This window comes from Anabaena sp. FACHB-83 (assembly GCF_014697485.1).
GTDB lineage: Bacteria > Cyanobacteriota > Cyanobacteriia > Cyanobacteriales > Nostocaceae > Nostoc_B.
The window spans coordinates 1-16,941 of the sequence record NZ_JACJRY010000032.1 but is presented as its reverse complement, the minus strand read 5'-3'; the positions used below and the strand labels follow the sequence as shown (position 1 = coordinate 16,941).

General features: G+C 40.7%; 12 protein-coding genes. 7 read left to right on the top strand and 5 right to left on the bottom strand.

The window, feature by feature from the left end; genetic code table 11:
• Positions 1-54 precede the first annotated feature (54 nt).
• The 6 genes from H6G79_RS26400 (at position 55) to H6G79_RS26375 (ending at position 7,690) form a co-directional block, all read left to right on the top strand.
• Complete coding sequence (locus H6G79_RS26400; RefSeq protein WP_190593007.1) at positions 55-885, top strand: nitrate ABC transporter ATP-binding protein; 831 nt, start codon at positions 55-57, stop codon at positions 883-885.
• Positions 886-1,124: 239 nt separating this feature from the next.
• Positions 1,125-3,377, top strand: coding sequence for a molybdopterin oxidoreductase family protein (locus tag H6G79_RS26395; RefSeq protein WP_190593006.1), 2,253 nt, complete (start codon positions 1,125-1,127; stop codon positions 3,375-3,377).
• 203 nt (positions 3,378-3,580) lie between these two features.
• The gene (locus H6G79_RS26390; RefSeq protein ID WP_190593005.1) at positions 3,581-4,039 is read left to right on the top strand and encodes a phosphate-starvation-inducible PsiE family protein; all 459 of its coding nucleotides are present in this window, start codon (positions 3,581-3,583) and stop codon (positions 4,037-4,039) included.
• A 92-nt stretch (positions 4,040-4,131) separates the two neighbouring features.
• Positions 4,132-4,584, top strand: a complete 453-nt coding sequence (locus H6G79_RS26385) for a nitrate reductase associated protein (protein WP_190593004.1) — start codon at positions 4,132-4,134, stop codon at positions 4,582-4,584.
• 283 nt (positions 4,585-4,867) lie between these two features.
• On the top strand, positions 4,868-5,467 hold the full coding sequence (locus tag H6G79_RS26380; protein ID WP_190593003.1) for a DJ-1/PfpI family protein: 600 nt from the start codon (positions 4,868-4,870) through the stop codon (positions 5,465-5,467).
• 846 nt (positions 5,468-6,313) lie between these two features.
• Positions 6,314-7,690: a PrsW family glutamic-type intramembrane protease gene (locus tag H6G79_RS26375; RefSeq protein WP_190593002.1), complete on the top strand. Its 1,377-nt coding sequence runs from the start codon at positions 6,314-6,316 to the stop codon at positions 7,688-7,690.
• 231 nt (positions 7,691-7,921) lie between these two features.
• Here the strand turns inward: H6G79_RS26375 and H6G79_RS26370 are convergent, their stop codons facing one another.
• The 4 genes from H6G79_RS26370 to H6G79_RS26355 all read right to left on the bottom strand — a co-directional run bounded on the left by H6G79_RS26370 (position 7,922) and on the right by H6G79_RS26355 (position 14,007).
• Positions 7,922-8,569: a hypothetical protein gene (locus H6G79_RS26370; RefSeq protein ID WP_190593001.1), complete on the bottom strand. Its 648-nt coding sequence runs from the start codon at positions 8,567-8,569 to the stop codon at positions 7,922-7,924.
• 174 nt (positions 8,570-8,743) lie between these two features.
• Positions 8,744-10,321 carry a CHAT domain-containing protein gene (locus H6G79_RS26365; protein ID WP_190593000.1) on the bottom strand — a complete coding sequence of 526 codons (1,578 nt, stop codon included), beginning with the start codon at positions 10,319-10,321 and terminating at the stop codon, positions 8,744-8,746.
• 166 nt (positions 10,322-10,487) lie between these two features.
• Positions 10,488-12,671: a protein phosphatase 2C domain-containing protein gene (locus H6G79_RS26360; RefSeq protein WP_190592999.1), complete on the bottom strand. Its 2,184-nt coding sequence runs from the start codon at positions 12,669-12,671 to the stop codon at positions 10,488-10,490.
• Positions 12,672-13,650: 979 nt separating this feature from the next.
• Entirely contained in the window at positions 13,651-14,007 is a 357-nt protein-coding gene (locus H6G79_RS26355; RefSeq protein ID WP_190592998.1) for an NAD(P)H-quinone oxidoreductase subunit M, read from the bottom strand.
• Between the two features lie 916 nt (positions 14,008-14,923).
• Between H6G79_RS26355 and H6G79_RS26350 the strand changes: the two genes are divergently transcribed.
• A complete protein-coding gene (locus H6G79_RS26350; RefSeq protein WP_062289935.1) occupies positions 14,924-15,205 on the top strand; it encodes an Npun_R1517 family heterocyst differentiation transcriptional regulator in 282 nt (93 codons plus the stop codon).
• A gap of 677 nt (positions 15,206-15,882) precedes the next feature.
• Here the strand turns inward: H6G79_RS26350 and H6G79_RS26345 are convergent.
• Complete coding sequence (locus tag H6G79_RS26345) at positions 15,883-16,578, bottom strand: response regulator transcription factor (RefSeq protein WP_190592997.1); 696 nt, start codon at positions 16,576-16,578, stop codon at positions 15,883-15,885.
• Between the last annotated feature and the right edge of the window lie 363 nt (positions 16,579-16,941).

The window sequence follows — 16,941 nt, the reverse complement described above, 5'->3', positions numbered from 1 at the left end:
ACTCTCCGCGCCTCTGCGCCTCTGCGTGAAAAAATAATAAATTCGGAAAATATCATGCAAATCATAAACAAAACTCTCCAACAACCACAAACCAAAGCAGATAACTTCCTCGTCATCGAAGGCGTAAGCAAAATCTACCCCACCCCCGAAGGCCCCTACACCGTCCTTGATGGGATTGACCTCAAAGTTCGTGAAGGCGAATTTGTCTGCTTAATTGGTCACTCTGGCTGCGGTAAATCCACTCTCCTCAATATGGTGTCTGGCTTCAACACACCCACTGATGGCGTTGTCATGCTACAAGACCAACCCATCACCGAACCAGGCCCAGACCGGATGATGGTATTTCAAAACTATTGCTTACTACCTTGGCTGAGTGTCTTTGAAAACGTTTATCTGGCTGTAGATTCTGTATTTCCCAAAAAGCCCCAAGCCGAAAAACGCGCCATTGTTAGAGAACACTTAGCAATGGTGGGATTGACAGAAGCCACAGATAAGAAACCGCATCAAATTTCTGGCGGGATGAAACAGCGAGTGGCGATCGCTCGCGCTCTTTCCATCCGTCCCCAAGTCTTGATTCTTGATGAACCCTTTGGTGCATTAGACGCAATCACCAAAGAAGAACTACAAGAAGAACTACTGCAAATCTGGAGTGACCATCAAGTTACCGTCTTGATGATTACCCACGATATTGATGAGGCGCTGTTCTTAGCCGACAGAGTAGTAATGATGACCAATGGCCCAGCCGCTCAAATCGGTGAAGTGTTAGAAATTCCCTTTTCCCGTCCCCGCAACCGCCGCCGCATCATGGAAGACCCAGAATACTACAACTTGCGGAACTATGCTCTAGATTTCCTCTATCGTCGGTTTGCTCATGATGAGGAGTAAGATTTTTTCTCACGCAAAGACGCAGAGGCGCAAAGAAGAGTGAGAAACTTAGGACTTACGCAAGAACTCTCTCAAACTCTTATAACTTCGTGTCCTTTGCGCCCTTTGCGGTTCGTTTTTTCATAATTTTGCGTAAGTTCTGAAAGTAAGGAATTTCGAGATAAATGGGAATATAGGGATGCTGTTGGTTCATAAAAAATCAACCAGCCAATAAGCACCGATAAATTGGGTGTAGCTAGATGAGTGAATTTACTAAAACTGTTTGTCCTTATTGTGGTGTTGGCTGTGGTTTAGAAGTGTCGCCACCAGCCCAACTTAATAAAGCAACTAACCGAGATAGTCAAGGAAATCCGACTTGGCGAGTCAGGGGTGATAAATCTCACCCATCAAGCCAAGGTATGGTGTGTGTTAAAGGTGCAACGATCGCCGAATCTTTAGATAAAAATAGACTACATTACCCAATGGTGCGGGATTCTTTAGATCAAGAGTTCCGCCAAGTTAGTTGGGATGAAGCTTTTGATCTGATCATCAACCGCATTCAAACTGTACGCTTCACTCAAGGAACAGAAGCTATATGTATGTACGGTTCTGGTCAATTCCAAACTGAGGACTATTACATCGCCCAAAAACTCTTAAAAGGCTGTTTAGGAACTAATAATTTTGATGCGAACTCACGCTTATGTATGTCCAGTGCTGTGTCTGGATATATTCAAAGTTTTGGTGCTGATGGCCCGCCCTGTTGTTACGAAGATTTAGAGTTAACTGACTGTGCATTTTTAATTGGGACTAACACCGCAGAATGTCATCCCATTATTTTTAACCGACTGGCTAAATACCACAAAAAAAACCGCAAAGTAAAAATGGTGGTGGTTGACCCCCGTCTCACACCCACCGCCGAAGCCGCAGATTTACATTTAGCAATTCGTCCCGGTACAGATATCGATTTGTTAAATGGTATCGCCCATTTATTAATGCGTTGGAACTACATCGATGTTGGCTTTATCGATGACTGTACCAGCAATTTTTCAGCTTATGCAGAAGTCATCCGTCACTATTCTCCAGAAGTAACAGCGCGTCAATGTGGTATCAGCATTGAAGATTTAGAAACAGCCGCCCGTTATTGGGGTCAAGCGCAAAAGGTATTGTCTTTGTGGTCGATGGGTGTGAACCAATCAAGTGAAGGGACAGCCAAGGTGAGGACTATTATTAACCTCCACTTGATGACAGGACAAGTTGGTAAGCCAGGGGCGGGGCCGTTTTCTTTAACTGGTCAACCGAATGCGATGGGAGGTAGAGAAGCTGGAGGTTTAGCGCATTTATTACCTGGTTATCGCTTGGTGAAAAATGACCAGCATCGCGCCGAAGTAGAAGATTTTTGGGGACTGAAGCGCGGACAAATTTCTTCTGTTCCTGGTTTAACGGCTTGGGATATGATTACAGGCTTAGAAACTGGCGATGTAGGTTTACTGTGGATTGCAGCTACTAACCCAGCTGTCAGTATGCCAGATTTGGAACGGACAAAAAAAGCCTTATTGCGATCGCCTTTCACCATTTACCAAGACGCATATTACCCCACCGAAACCGCCGCTTATGCTCATGTGCTGTTACCTGCTGCCCAATGGGGTGAAAAAACAGGCGTAATGACCAACTCCGAACGCCGCGTTAGTTTATGTCAAGCATTCCGCCAACCACCAAGAGAAGCCAAAGCCGACTGGGAAATTTTCGCGGAAGTTGGACGAAGGTTAGGTTTTGCCGATAAGTTTAACTTTGCCAACTCTGCCCAAGTTTACGCCGAATTTACCCAACTCACCAAAAATCGCCCATGCGATATGTCAGGAATTAGTCATGAACAATTACAAAAACAAGGCCCAACCCACTGGCCGCATCCAGAAACGGGGAGTGGGGAATGGGGAGTGGGGAATGGGGATAAAACATCTTCTTCCCCTACACCCTACACCCTACACCCTACACCCTCCAACTCAAAAAGACTCTACACAGACCTACACTTCCACACCCCCGACGGTCGGGCGCGGTTCGGGGCCTATTACTCCAAAGGTTTAGCCGAACCACCAGACCCCGATTATCCTTTTATATTAACTACAGGACGACTTTACGGACATTGGCACACGCAAACGCGCACAGGTCGCATTGAAAAAATTCGCTCAATGCACCCAGAACCATTCATTGAAATTCATCCCCGTGATGCGGCGAAGTTGGAAATTAGTGATAATCAAGTAATCGAAGTGCGATCGCGGCGTGGTCAAGCTCATTTTCCCGCAAAAGTGACTAAGGCGATCGCACCCGGTACAGTTTTTGTGCCGATGCACTGGGGCGCACTGTGGGCAAATCAAGCTGAAGCCAACGCCCTCACCCATTCCGAAGCTTGTCCAGATTCTCTGCAACCAGAATTAAAAGCTTGTGCAGTCCAACTAGCACCAATTTCTGTGGAAGTCACCAGCAAAAATTATCAACTCCAATCGTCACAATGGTGATCTGCTTGGTATATCCTTAAACAATAAATTGGTAATTGAGTCATTAAATCAATAGATATTAGTCAATGGTGAGGATTTACAAAACTCATCCTTAAATCTTGATTACAGCAGACATCAAGATATTATGTCGTAATTCTTGATATTGACTGACTATATCTACATTATTACCAATTACTTGTTGAACTAAAACCAGGATGCAGCAGATGAAAAAACTATTCAAAAACATCTTCGGAGTATTTACCGATGAAGGCTTCATGCACGTTATCGAGAATGTCGAGGTAATAGTTTCTAAGGTTTTATCTGTGTTAATGGTGCTAGTAATATTAGTAGCGATCGGAGATTTAGGAATTTTTTTGATTAAAGAGTTATTTGATACTCCCTATGGTAAATTCAATACAACATTATTTAAAATATTTGGCTTGTTCTTAAATATCCTAATTGCCTTAGAAATTCTCGAAAATATCACAGCTTATCTACGCAAACACGTATTCCAAGTAGAATTAGTTATTGTCACTTCTTTAATTGCTGTTGCTCGTAAAATTATTATTCTTGACTTAGAGAAAGTTACAGGAATTGATATAATTGGCTTAGGAATTGCCATTTTAGCTTTATCTATCAGTTATTTAATCATTCGTTCTAGTAATTCCAAACAATCTCATTAGATAATTTACATTTAAAAGTAATTTATATAAAAATTTTTATTATAATCAGCAGATGAAATACTCTTACATATATATTTTTTATTAGTTGAAACATGACAACCTTTTTTAATTTTGAAGCAGATTTTGTAAATTCTCTACGTTGCATACCAATGCAAGTGAGATATAAATTAGATACTTGCGGAATTAAACTCAAGCTATCAGATTGGTTACAAATGACGCAAGATGAGCGTGAAGCTGTACTAGAATTACCTTGCACTACACAAACAGAGATTGACGCTTACAAAGAATATCTGCAACAACTAATTTTAGAAAAAACAGGTACACCTGTAGGACAACTACCTGTAGATGCTTATCCTGCTTGGATGGACTCTAGTACCATCCCCACCAACTTACAAGAAAAAGCTCAAGAATTAGGGGTCAACTTGAGTCTAGAACAGTGGGTGGCTTTAACCCCCTTGCAAAGATTTGCCTTAATTAAACTCAGCCGTCCCAGCCATGAAAATAAAAATTTTCCCCATGCTATAGAAGAATTTCATCTGCTTTAATAAATTTGTAGTTCGCACTTTATATTTAGGGACGAGGTGGACAAGGTAGACAAGGTAGATTAGAACTTACGCAACTGGTATATTTTTTCTGTAGGGTGCGTGACTCAATGAGAAGATTTGAACGTAGTCATCAGATTTATAGCGTCACGCACCAACCACCAATTGTGACACTTACGTAATTCCTATAGATATAAGTTTTGTTGAGTAAATAAATTAAATCATTTATTTTTTAAAGTACCGTTAACAAATAAAAAATGACCATTGACGAAAAGGATAACAAAATATGGCAGCTAAAAAAATCTTGATGCTGGTGGGCGATTTTGTGGAAGATTATGAAGTGATGGTTCCTTTCCAAGCTTTGCAAATGGTAGGACACACTGTTCATGCTGTTTGTCCAGACAAAAAAGCTGGTGAAAAAGTCAGAACCGCAGTTCATGATTTTGAAGGCGACCAAACTTATACTGAAAAACCTGGACACAACTTTACTTTAAACGCTACTTTTGCCGAAGTAAATGTTAATACTTATGACGCGCTCGTTATACCTGGAGGACGCGCACCAGAATATATTCGTTTAAATCAACAGGTATTAGACATTACTCGTCATTTTGCTCAAACCAATAAACCAGTTGCTGCTATTTGTCATGGCTTACAGTTGTTAGCTGCGGCTGATGTGTTGCAAGGTAAAAATTGTACAGCTTATCCAGCTTGTAGTCCAGATGTGCGTGCATCTGGTGGTAATTATGTCCAAATTCCAGTTGATGAAGCGATAGTAGACGGAAATTTAGTCACTGCACCAGCTTGGCCTGCACATTCCCGTTGGTTGGCAGAGTTTCTCAAAGTACTTGGTACTAAAATTGAACATCCAGAAGTTGCCCAAGTTTAAGAATATAGCAGGACGTACGCGCAAAGATTGTCTATGAAGATTGGGTGTAAGGGTGTAAGGGTCTTAGATACATATACCCCTGCACTCCTACCTGACAGGTGTAGGTTTTTTACGTTATGCCCCAAAAACCTTGATTTAGGGTGTAGGGGTGTAAGGGTGTGAGGGGGGTGGAACTCTCATTAAATCGTGATTTTTAGAGTCGCTACTCATCACTCTGTTAAAAACCTACACTTGTGAGTGCACTCCTACACCCTCCCCAAAACCCTTGATTTTTCGTTTTTATGCGTAAGTCCTATACAGTTAAGATAAGAAAACTTAATTACAATAAAACCAACAAATGATGACTCGACAACAAATGAAAAAATGATTTTGGAGGGGGTCTGAGGGACGCAACCGTCACCCAACCGGGGCGTGGGGGATTCTCCCCCAAATCTTGCTCATTATTTGATAGGTAGAGCAGAAATTGAGAAATCAACTCTCATTACCTTAACTGAACCGTATTGCCTTTTAAAGAACGAGATTGCTATAAATGCCTCAATATGTTGTCAACACTACTAAAAATTTCAACCATTACTGCACATTTTTTGGTGGTGGGCTTTGCATAACAGAAAATCTATGTATTAGGAGAAATATTTACCAACAAACAGGTACATAAGACACTAAAAATAGCCATAATGCTTGTCAATATGAAGTTAGATAATTTTAAATTTTGCATGAGAAAATTTTGAATTTCTGAGCAGAAACTAAAGCTATAGTGGATTTAGTAATTCTGCTGTCGGTATGGCTAAGGTTAAGTCATCCTACCAGAATATTTTATGAATTAGTTTGGGAAGACACTCTAACTCGATGACAGGCAAAAACGCAAGACATAACGCTTTTCTGCGGCTGGTGTCTGGTAATGCAGCAGCTTTTGGTTCAGAATCTCGTTACCCGCTACACGCAAGTAAAGAGATGGTAATTGGACGTGACCCCAGCTGTCAGGTTGTCTTGGATGCCATGATGTATCGAATGGTATCTCGTCGTCATGCTGCGGTTCGCCCTCTCTCTTCATCTCCAGACAATAAATTTACTTGGGTAATTTGCGATTTAAACAGTGCTAATGGTACTTATCTCAATGGTCAACGTTTTTATGGATGTCAAGAATTACAATCAGGCGATCGCATTGGTTTAGGTAGTGATGGGCCACAATTTATTTTTGAGTATGACTTGATACCTCAACCAACAATGATGACGAAACAAAACGCATCATTGCCTTCTGCTGCTAACTTTCAAAACCACACCCAAATCAAACAACCTGATTCAGTTAGCTTTACACAACTTTTTCCGATTATTTCTACTGGTAAGGATTTAACTCGTAAGGCTTACCTTGTTCCCGGAATACTTACAGTAGTTTTTGTAGTGCTGATGTTTGCTACTGTTGGTAGACCCCAGGCTAACCAAGTTATTGTGGCTAGTTACATTGGCTTTGTGGTTTACTACTTTGTTTATCAACTTTGTGGTAAGCCTAAGCCTTGGTGGGTTCTCATTGGTACGGCGCTGACTACAGCTTTAATCTTGCTGAGTCCAATTTTAGATTTATTTATCTTTATTTTTCGTGTAGTCTTGCCAGGGAACTTAGCCGCCGCTCAAGATGCTACGATTACAGAACTTTTCATCAGGATGTTCTTTGGTGCAGGGTTGATGGAAGAACTGCTCAAGGCGTTGCCAATCTTAGGCGCATATTTTATCGGTAGTAAATTACCTTCACCTTGGCGCGAACATATTGGTGTGTGGGAACCTTTGGATGGTATTCTTCTCGGCACAGCTTCGGCTTTGGGTTTCACACTTTTAGAAACTCTGGGACAGTATGTACCAGATATCACTCAAAATGTGAGTCAACAGGTTGGTATTGGTGCGGCTGGTCAATTAGCCGGGTTACAATTGCTGATTCCCCGTGTTTTAGGCTCGGTTGCGGGTCACATGGCTTACAGTGGCTATCTGGGATATTTTATTGGGTTGGCTGTTCTCAAACCCAGTCAGGGTTGGCAAATTCTTTCTATCGGCTACTTAAGTGCATCTGTACTTCATGCTTTATGGAACGCGCTGGGTTCGATTAACGCTTTTTTATTGGTGGTGGTTGGAGTTTTAGCTTACGCTGTGTTGATGGCAGCAATTTTAAAGGCGAGGGCATTATCACCAACGCGATCGCAAAATTTTGCAACTCGCTTTCTCGGCCCTAAATAAATATCTCGCAAACCTAACCGATCAGGGTAGAAGTCATAAATTTGCTTTCTGCCCAGTTTTTTCTATCTCAAGATAGATTGCTTTGTTGGGAAGATTGTCTTAACTTGACTTTATTCTGGAAGTATTTTATCTAAAGTTAAGTTCATATCGAAACTTTAGCATTAGCAGCATTCACACTATCGACAGAAATTGAATCTTAGTTCATAGATAGAAAGTCTGAAAAAGTTCTGATTAAGCTTCTGTCTCTAACTTATCTATTTGTCTGAGTGCATAGTAAGCGATCGCCACACTCACTTTAGCTTGCTCGATTTCTGATAAAGTTGCCCAATCTCGATTTTTAATTTTATTCATAACTGATGTCAGGCTTTGTTTGTCGCTACTACGCATCGCATAAGCATAAGGACGAGCAAAAATTTCTATATCGTCGGTTTCCCATGCAGGTAATACTGTTTGAACACATTGCACTAGTTGTTCGCTGATTGATTGCTGCATAGCTGTCACTTCTGTGGCTTTTTGGGCGATCGCATTTAACCAGCCTGTGGGTACGCCAGCCGCAAAGGCACTATGTAAAGTTTCACAAAGACTGTCAAAAATGCTGACTTTTGTATTACATTTGTAATCAGCACAGTTTGTCACCTGAGACCATAACCCATCTAGCTTGGCGTAAAAAGATTGGGATCTAGTATGTAGTTCTTCTTCTAGGACATCTTGCATCGCAAACTGCTGTTCTAATTCATCAAAATATGCTTCAGCTTGCTCATCGGCAGGATTCCAAGGATAAGTCCCATCTTCGGGTTTTAGCAGTAGTTCGAGGAATTCTAATTCAGTTTGAGTGGGCGACGATGGGATATTGTTGGAATTGTCGAATTTGTTAATCATTGTTTTGACTCCTGATGAATTATTTAGCAGTACTGACTGCTACAAGTTGGAAATTAGAATTTCCGCAAAAATGAACCTGATTTTTATTTAGTAATTGAATCGGAAAAAATTTCATAAAGTAAGCGTGAAGCGTGAAGTATACAGTTCACAGTAATTTTTATTCTGAAAGAAGGCTTAATTTTCAATAATAAACTCCCAAGTTTCACTGCCAGAATTGCCAAACTTTAACTTAGCTCCAGGTTGTAATAGTACTTCTTCCCGGAGAATTTGTTGCCAGCCATTAGCACTCAGACACCAAGTTGTACCGTAAGTTGAGAGATCCTGTAAATAATAAGTTTGTACTGGAGTGTTACCAGTATAAGTATTACGACATAAAATTTCGGCATGACGCTTAGAAACTGATGGTTCAGGAATTATAATATCGTTGTCTTGAGTGCGACCAATGCGAGTTACACCGACACGTAAAAACCAAGTTCTACCTCCTGGGGAGAGCGATCGCAAACAAGCTCTAGAACTAGCACGATTTACATTAATAATTGAGATATCTGGTAACTCTGTAATTCCCTCATCAATGCTTTTAACAAGTTCGCCATTGAAATCTGGATGTAAATACAGAACTGGTAAAGTCCAAGCAGGTTGGTTGAACTTATACAGTGTTAACATTTCTTGGCGAGCTTCTGCCACAGCTTCATCGATGGGTTTGCGCGATCGCAAAGCCTCAGCAAAAGCTTGAATAAAACTGTGGCTTTCATGGTCAGCAATCACATCCCGCATTCCTAAAACTGCTGGTACACCATGCCGAATGAGTACTTCTGCTAAACTACTGGCGGGAATTGCTTGGTGATTGACTGCTGCTGGTTGCGCTCCCCAACAAGCATTAAAAACGGCTAATTTTAAACCACTCCGAGTTAAGACTTGCGCCAATTCTATGCCATTGAGCGTCTTATTGGGACGCAAAAATAACAATCCTCCATCTGGCCCAGGCAAGCCATGACCAGCGTAAAAAAATATATTGTAAGCTTTCGTTTCTAATTCTTGAATCAACTCTTGGGGTGTTGGTTGAATCAGCGTTTTAACCATACAAGGCGCAAACCCAGAATAATTGCGGTTGATTGGCGGCTGATTTTCCAAGATTTGTTGCAAAATTTTTGCTTCTTGTTCTAGTGCCAAGTTTTCATCATGACCTAATACCAGCAAGATATTTAAGGCCTGATCCGTGCGTAAAAATGGCAGTGGTTCAACTTCACTAGTGGTACGACTAAACAGTAAATCCTGGGAAAGCGAAATCGCGGCTTGTCCGGGTTGACGCTGCATAATTTCCCAAGGTAAAGCAATCAAATCTGGGTCACGAATTTCGATTTGAAAGCGTAAACGTGTGTCCTGTCCCATCGCAATTCCACAACTGCGTTCGAGACTGCTGAGAATTGGCCCGTCAAATACCCAGCGCCACAAATACAGACCTAAGTATTGCATCAGACGACCACTATAACCAGGCATGTGACCGGAATTAGTGGTACCTAAATTCAACGCGAGTGGGTTAGCAGGTTGAGGTGCTGTGTTGGCTATAACATTTAAACCACTGTGTCCAGCAAACATTTGCTGCCACTCTTGCCAAACTTGATTCAGATCAGCAGGCCATACACAGTCACGCAGAACATAGCCACTAGGGTAGGGAGCTTTGACCACCCAAATGGCAAAGCTATCTGTGCCAGTATTGATGAGACGGGCGATCGCTAAGTTCAGGGATGGCATGGGTTCTTTAAATTAAAAGGTAGAAACCAAGGACTTGCGATAATAATTTTCCATGAGGAAAACTCTTCGCCTGGAAATTTTAAATCTAGTGATTAAATGTATTATTCCAGGCTTTTACAAGTTTATCGAGTATTTGTTGCATTTTCACCTTGGTAAATACAGGAGTTTAACTATCTGGCAATTGGGATAAGTTATTGCAACTACTGGTTTCGTTGGCTTGGAGTACAGAAATGCCTTGACGTTGCAGTTGGGCTAACTTAACACGCAGTGGTTTGTTAGGTTGAGGAGATGAGGTATTTTCAGCAGAGCAAAGTCGCAATTGAATCACAGATTCCTGAGCATTGGGTGTATCTCCCGGTTCGACTTCAACCACTTGCAGAAAACTACCAGTTTCTAACTTCTGATCATCCAAAGTGATTGCTTGACTATTTGTAATTACCCAACCCGGAGCAAGGTTATTGAGCGATCGCTCATTTGTAGCAGTAGGAGTTGGCTGTACAGTAGGGCTAGGATCTGTAGTTAAGAACGGTGGTGACATAAACAGTCCACGCACCAGTAGTCCTAAAGAACCTGCGGCGATCGCAATAATCATTGGCACAATCAAATGCAGTGGCAGTTGTTGAAGAGAAGTAGATTTATGTTTGGGGATTAAAGTTTTCTGCTCAGAAATATCTTCTAGTAAAGTTGGTTGTAAAGGCTTCGGTGCAACTTTAGCGGTTGTGGTACTAGGACGTTCAACAATCACCGCTTTTAAGGTAAGTTCTGGCTCAACATATTTAACTTGATAATGAACTAAAGCGATCGTTACATTATCGTGACCATTCTTAGTGTTGGCAATTTCCAGTAATTTATCAGCAACTGTGACTAAATCTGTTTCTTCTGTCAAAATTGGTAAAATTTCTGTTTCCCAGTATTCTTCCACACGGTCAAAGTCACTTAAGCCATCAGATGTCAACAGAAACACAGCATCTTCATCCAAAATAAACCTCTGTGCTGTTGGATGTAATGCTGTACTAGAACTCATCCCTAATGCCTGAACCAAGGAACCCGAACCACTCTGTTGCACCGCTTCCCGGTAAATAGCATATCCCAAGCGTACTTCCCTAGAAGCAACATCATCGTCCAAAGTAACTTGGTAGCAACCATCCCGTGTAATCCAATAAGCGCGACTATCGCCAACATGGGTAATATACATCTCATGGGCTACTGGCAATGCCATCACCAAGGTTGTACCCATACGTTTTCTCCCCTGGCGATTTTCACTGTCATTGCGCTGGCTAATTTTATCATTAGCAACTGCCACAGCTTGCTCTAAGTCTGCCAGCAGCAGTGAGGGGTCTATATGGTTGTAAGGAACTTTGGTGAGTTGTTGAACTTGTTGCTGAATAGTATCAATTGCTAAATTAGATGCGACATTACCGCCTTCATGTCCACCAATGCCATCACAGACAATAGCCAATGCTGTAGCTTGCGGCGGTTTACTCAACATTGTGCCACTTGGGGGATAACAGGCATCTTCGTTGCGTTGGCGTTTTGGGCCAGTGTCCGTTTTGGTGATAATTTTAATTTTCGGCGATTGCAATTCCCCTAATTCTGCTAATCCCTGGTCTAAAACTGAGATTAGCACTTCCGCCGAATTGATTTCTCCGTGAATCAGATAATTACTAACTTGGTTAACAAATTCGGCAATGACTGGTTTGGTGTCTGGTAATAACTGCTGCCAAAATTCTCCTAAGTCAGATAATGTTGGTGTTGCAGTGTCAACACGCAATTCTAACAAGCGAACTAACGGCCCTTCCACCCTTAACAAGTGAGCTTCCAGCAAGCTAGAAGCCACACCTTCACTCGCCAAAGGCTGCCAGAGATGGGCTAATTGCCAGAGCCAATTCAGTTGACGTATAGATGTCGCATTGCGCCACGCCGTAGTTAACTGCGGACACAATCTTAATTGAGAGTCTGTCGTCGGCTCTGTGAATAAAGGCGGTTTTTCTAAAAGTAAAATTTCTTTACGAGAGCGTCCGTCTTTGAAAGACAATACTCCATACACCTGGGGTATATGTAAGCGGTAGGGAATTAATCTCAAATAAGCTCTAATTGTTTCTAAGTTTTCTGTTTCTAATCCGTGAGGGAGTAAGCCAGGCTTAGTATCTAAAACAACAGATTTATTCAGGACTAAATAGCGATCGGCTAATATTTCTCCAGGACTACCCACATTTAGAACATCACCCACAACCCAGAGATATCGTTTGGGTAGGGGTGTAGAACATCGTTGACAAAACTTATGCGTCAGGGGGTTGGCAGCCTGACAAAGTTCATTTGGGCAGTAGAGGGTTGCCGCATCATTTTCCATAGTGTTCGCACTGATTAGCGATTGGCAATTTCTTCAAAACCATAGGCAGTGAGCAGTATTAGGCTGCTCTTGTTCTTGCAAACAGACAGACATATCCCACTGGGGATCATGATTCTAGCTGGGAAACACCAGTCAATGCTAATACTTGATTGAAAGAATTTATGCAAATATCACACTCCTTGGCCAATTCTACAGCCTCATCATAACTTTTCTTGTTCTGTGACTTTCCGTTGCCAGTGCAACTAACTTTCAGTCTGTCAACAAAGCTTAACCTTTACTTATCTGTAATTGGGTGCTTTGAGTTAATTAGAGCATTAGAAAGCCATACATAATACAACTATTTCTTTAATTTATAAGTCAATATGGTTTAGTTAAAGTTAAAAATCTCCAAATTTACCCAGAAATCTGGGTGATAAACTTCTTTGATGTGCTTTACTGAAATAGATGGGCTGCTCAGTTACAAACTGTAAATTAATTTTATTTAAGAATTGAAAAGTTAGTTGTTAAACTAGCTAAATTGCAGTTATTAATCTGCTAAAGCCAGGATACGAAAAATTTTTGTTTTATTACCCAGAATCCAAGTAGTCAGAATAGTTACCAGAAGCAGAAAAAATTGTGAAATTCCTTCCACATTCTGACTTATGGCTCTTGGTTTCGGAATTCTGATGATTTTGTCTTCTATGAGACGATGTAATTTTGCTAACTGTTAAAAAAGTAAAAATTTTGATTTTCTCAGAGATGGTTTTCAAACATAGCTTGATGAATATATATCGATTATAAGATGGTATATAGCAGCAACAACTGGACATTTCTAAAGAGATAGGAGTGAGAATACACATCACTCCTATCTCTTGACTATTGAATAATCAAACTTATGCACTAACCAGAGCTGATCGGACAACTTTTATTCTGGTTGCTGAGGATGCAAAGTCTTCATTACTATTGATTTGTAGCTCTGTGCTTGCTGTACAGGTTGCTACTACTTATTGTCTACAGCCACTTGGGGAACTCCCATACTGTAATTTGTAACGCGAGCAGATAGGTTGTAGCTGATTTCGCCTTTTTGGAGGAGCGATCGCAGGTAATGCTCCAAATCTGAACCAATGCGGCGTAAGTTGTAGTCTGTCAGGTCTGCACCACTAGAAGATTCTACCAATTCGTCAAATTTACGATAAATTTTTTGTAGAGCATCTTCATTCCAATTAAATTCGTTGTCTGGGTCAACATCCAACGTTAAAACTTGATTACTGGGAACTAATTCGCCATCCCGGTCAATTTCTGCCGCAAAAATGCGGATATGGCGGGTTGTGGACTTGAGCAGCATTGGGTTGTCCATAGAATGGTGTAAAGGTTTCAGTTGATTACACTGAAATCATTGTAGACGGTTGCCCAGCCCTAAAATCTGCTCTATCCATAAGCTTTCATTAATTCATCAGTAGTTAATTATTATTCTCACCATACATCTGCCTCTTCCTATCTCATTTTTGGGTGAGATTTTTGAGTGTGGCTATAGCTAGTACTGCCAAACTCGTTTTGTGTGCAAATAAATCATTTATACCTACATACCATTACTTAAGCTGCTAATTTTTGATTTTTATACGTAAGCTTTGACTGAATTGTTGACTATGGCTGTTTCACTGCCGCATTTTTCGCTTGTACAATGCAAAAGTTTCAGGTTTTTGATGCAGATGAATTCTGACTTTTGTACTTAAAATAAGTATTCCAACAGTGTATATTTCTCTACCCCGACTCAACATTTTACTCTTAATAAATTTATTCATCAAAATCTCCTGAAATTATTGATGAAAAAAACTAACATCAAGTGTTTTCACGTAATGATGGTGAAGTTTCCTCTAGGGTTAATTAAATTGAAAAAATACAGCGATTTTACTTACGTATAATTACCAAAAAGTCAGTAAAAACTCGAACTGTTATTGACGTTAAGATGAAGTTGATGTAAAAACCTTTAAAAAGGTAGAACAACTTCTTACAGAAACTTTATTGTATAGAATCTTAAAAACTGAATAATAGTGATGGTTTACCTAAACCAGTTCTGGTGGCAGAAGATTACAACTTCAGGTGTGCAAGACTAGTGAGAAAAAACATAGGAGATAAAAATGAACCCCAGAATGAGATGAGTTGAAAATCTTAAATTACATCGGTATAGATTCAAAAAAAAAGATAAAGGATGTTTGCTGGGGATAATAGTTCCTCAATTTCATAGCTACCACGTCAAAAAATCCGCAAAACTTATGAACTCGAAAGCATTACCACGCCAAATAAATAATATTGAAGTCGGTGTTTATGAATGCGAAATTCATCTCAAATTCCGATTGATTGAGGAAAAGAGTCTCCTGGGCGATCGCGAGCAACTGCTGCAAGTACTACTAGACGCTTTAACTGAAGGTTCTGATGACTTTTTAGAAACGCTGCAAGCCTCTGTGAAAGCGCAGGAAGTTTCAGAATTTAAGGCTTCACCCCAAATGCGTCGTCAACTGATGCGTTTACGGAATGCGGCTGATAACACTCAATAGTTGGTTCTTAAACTCTCCAGCAATTGAATGGCGATAGTTGATGAATGAAGCATAATTAAGGTAATTTTTGCTGTTCGCTCATTCCCTGTGTTATGTCATATCATCATAAAGTTGGTTTTAACCTCACTACCAAGCTGCAAGCTTAAATTTGTGTTGTCTTACAAAAACTTCATCAAGCATCTAAAATTCGCTCCAATCCTGTAGCTAATCAATAATTTGATGCTTACAGTTGAGGAAGATTTATCTACCTGTAAAATTTTTCTACCCAGGGTGTCGCTTTGTCCAGAGATAGCATTCAGAATGAATCTATCTATATGTTGTTGACTATCTCAACAGTCCAAAATATCTGGCAGATATTTATTGTGATGTCTAATGTATTTGAATAATTTGGGTAGGATGGTAGGCTCAAAACTTGACACCAACTTGGAAAATGACTACGAGAGCTAGATTACGGAAAAGCTAACCGATCAACCCTTCCAAAATCTAGAATCTCAAGTTCACAATGGTATTACCTTTCCAGGTTGGCAAAATACTTGTTTACTACAGTATTAAAAATGTATTCTTATAGACTTTTCAACCAGGAGTTTACTGATTATCAAAGCTCCTGGTTGCCTTATGCTTAAGCGTAAGTTAGTAGTGCTGAGTAGCTGAAAAATCCCAAAATTACTCCGAAATTTTCACTTAGCCAGACCGTGTTCTAGCGCAAATCGAACTAATTCTGTACGGCTATTGGTACCAGTTTTGCTGAACAAGCGGCTCACATATTTTTCTACATTCCGAACACTTGTCTCTAAGCGACGAGCAATTTCTTTATTCATCAGCCCTTCAGCTACTAGATTTAAAACACTTTGCTCTCTTGGTGTCAAATCGATTTTGAAGGGAGCCGGAGATTGAGCGATCGCACTTCTTTGTGTTAAAAGAGCTTTGATTTGCGCGATTTGATTGGCTAATTCGGCAATATCCGGGGTTTCACTGTCTTCACCTGTAAATGCAGGCTTAACAAGACGACGAGCCAGCAAGTTTTCTACTATTGCTACTAACTCATCTGGATCAAAAGGCTTTGGTAGATATGCGTCAACACCTGCTTGATAGCCTTGAATGCGATCGCCTGTCATACCCTTCGCAGTTAAAAAGACAACAGGTAGTGTTTGAAAGCGTGGGTCTTCTCTTAATTGTTTCAGAAACTGATAGCCATCCACTTGAGGCATCATAATATCAGAAATCACCAAGTCAGGCCTATTCTGTTCCATCAAATCCCAGCCTTCACGGGCATTACTGGCAACTTGAACACTAAAGCCGCTTTCTTGTAAGTAATCCTTCACAGCTTCTCTCAATCCTGGTTCATCATCTACCAGTAACAGTTGTGCTGACATTTAACACTTCCTTAAGTCTACCTTTTTCCAATTTAGCGAAAGTTGGCAACCAATGGTCACAGAGTTAGTCATTAATAGTCTTTGTTGAACTAGCTCACAACTGATCCTGATGCTTTGCCATGACCAACGGTCTACATGATCTAGTATGTGAGTCTGCCATACAACATTATTTTATAAATTGCCCTATGCCCGGCACAATGGACTGTTTACCTAGAAAGTGTAGAGGTATGGAGAGGAGAGAGAAAAATTTTTTTAGAGAAGAGGTTGACAGTGAGGGGAAGGTTAGTTATATTGGATAAGTGCCTGAGAGAGGGGGCGCTGCAAAGCGAAGCTCGCTCGAAGGGAACCGAACCATGAAAAGAT

What these genes read in the sequence shown, in the direction of transcription:
- H6G79_RS26400 (WP_190593007.1), top strand. Translation starts at nt 55, where the DNA reads ATGCAAATCATAAACAAAACTCTCCAACAACCACAAACCAAAGCAGAT.
- H6G79_RS26395 (WP_190593006.1), top strand. Translation starts at nt 1,125, where the DNA reads ATGAGTGAATTTACTAAAACTGTTTGTCCTTATTGTGGTGTTGGCTGT.
- H6G79_RS26390 (WP_190593005.1), top strand. Translation starts at nt 3,581, where the DNA reads ATGAAAAAACTATTCAAAAACATCTTCGGAGTATTTACCGATGAAGGC.
- H6G79_RS26385 (WP_190593004.1), top strand. Translation starts at nt 4,132, where the DNA reads ATGACAACCTTTTTTAATTTTGAAGCAGATTTTGTAAATTCTCTACGT.
- H6G79_RS26380 (WP_190593003.1), top strand. Translation starts at nt 4,868, where the DNA reads ATGGCAGCTAAAAAAATCTTGATGCTGGTGGGCGATTTTGTGGAAGAT.
- H6G79_RS26375 (WP_190593002.1), top strand. Translation starts at nt 6,314, where the DNA reads ATGACAGGCAAAAACGCAAGACATAACGCTTTTCTGCGGCTGGTGTCT.
- H6G79_RS26370 (WP_190593001.1), bottom strand. Translation starts at nt 8,569, where the DNA reads ATGATTAACAAATTCGACAATTCCAACAATATCCCATCGTCGCCCACT.
- H6G79_RS26365 (WP_190593000.1), bottom strand. Translation starts at nt 10,321, where the DNA reads ATGCCATCCCTGAACTTAGCGATCGCCCGTCTCATCAATACTGGCACA.
- H6G79_RS26360 (WP_190592999.1), bottom strand. Translation starts at nt 12,671, where the DNA reads ATGGAAAATGATGCGGCAACCCTCTACTGCCCAAATGAACTTTGTCAG.
- H6G79_RS26355 (WP_190592998.1), bottom strand. Translation starts at nt 14,007, where the DNA reads ATGGACAACCCAATGCTGCTCAAGTCCACAACCCGCCATATCCGCATT.
- H6G79_RS26350 (WP_062289935.1), top strand. Translation starts at nt 14,924, where the DNA reads ATGAACTCGAAAGCATTACCACGCCAAATAAATAATATTGAAGTCGGT.
- H6G79_RS26345 (WP_190592997.1), bottom strand. Translation starts at nt 16,578, where the DNA reads ATGTCAGCACAACTGTTACTGGTAGATGATGAACCAGGATTGAGAGAA.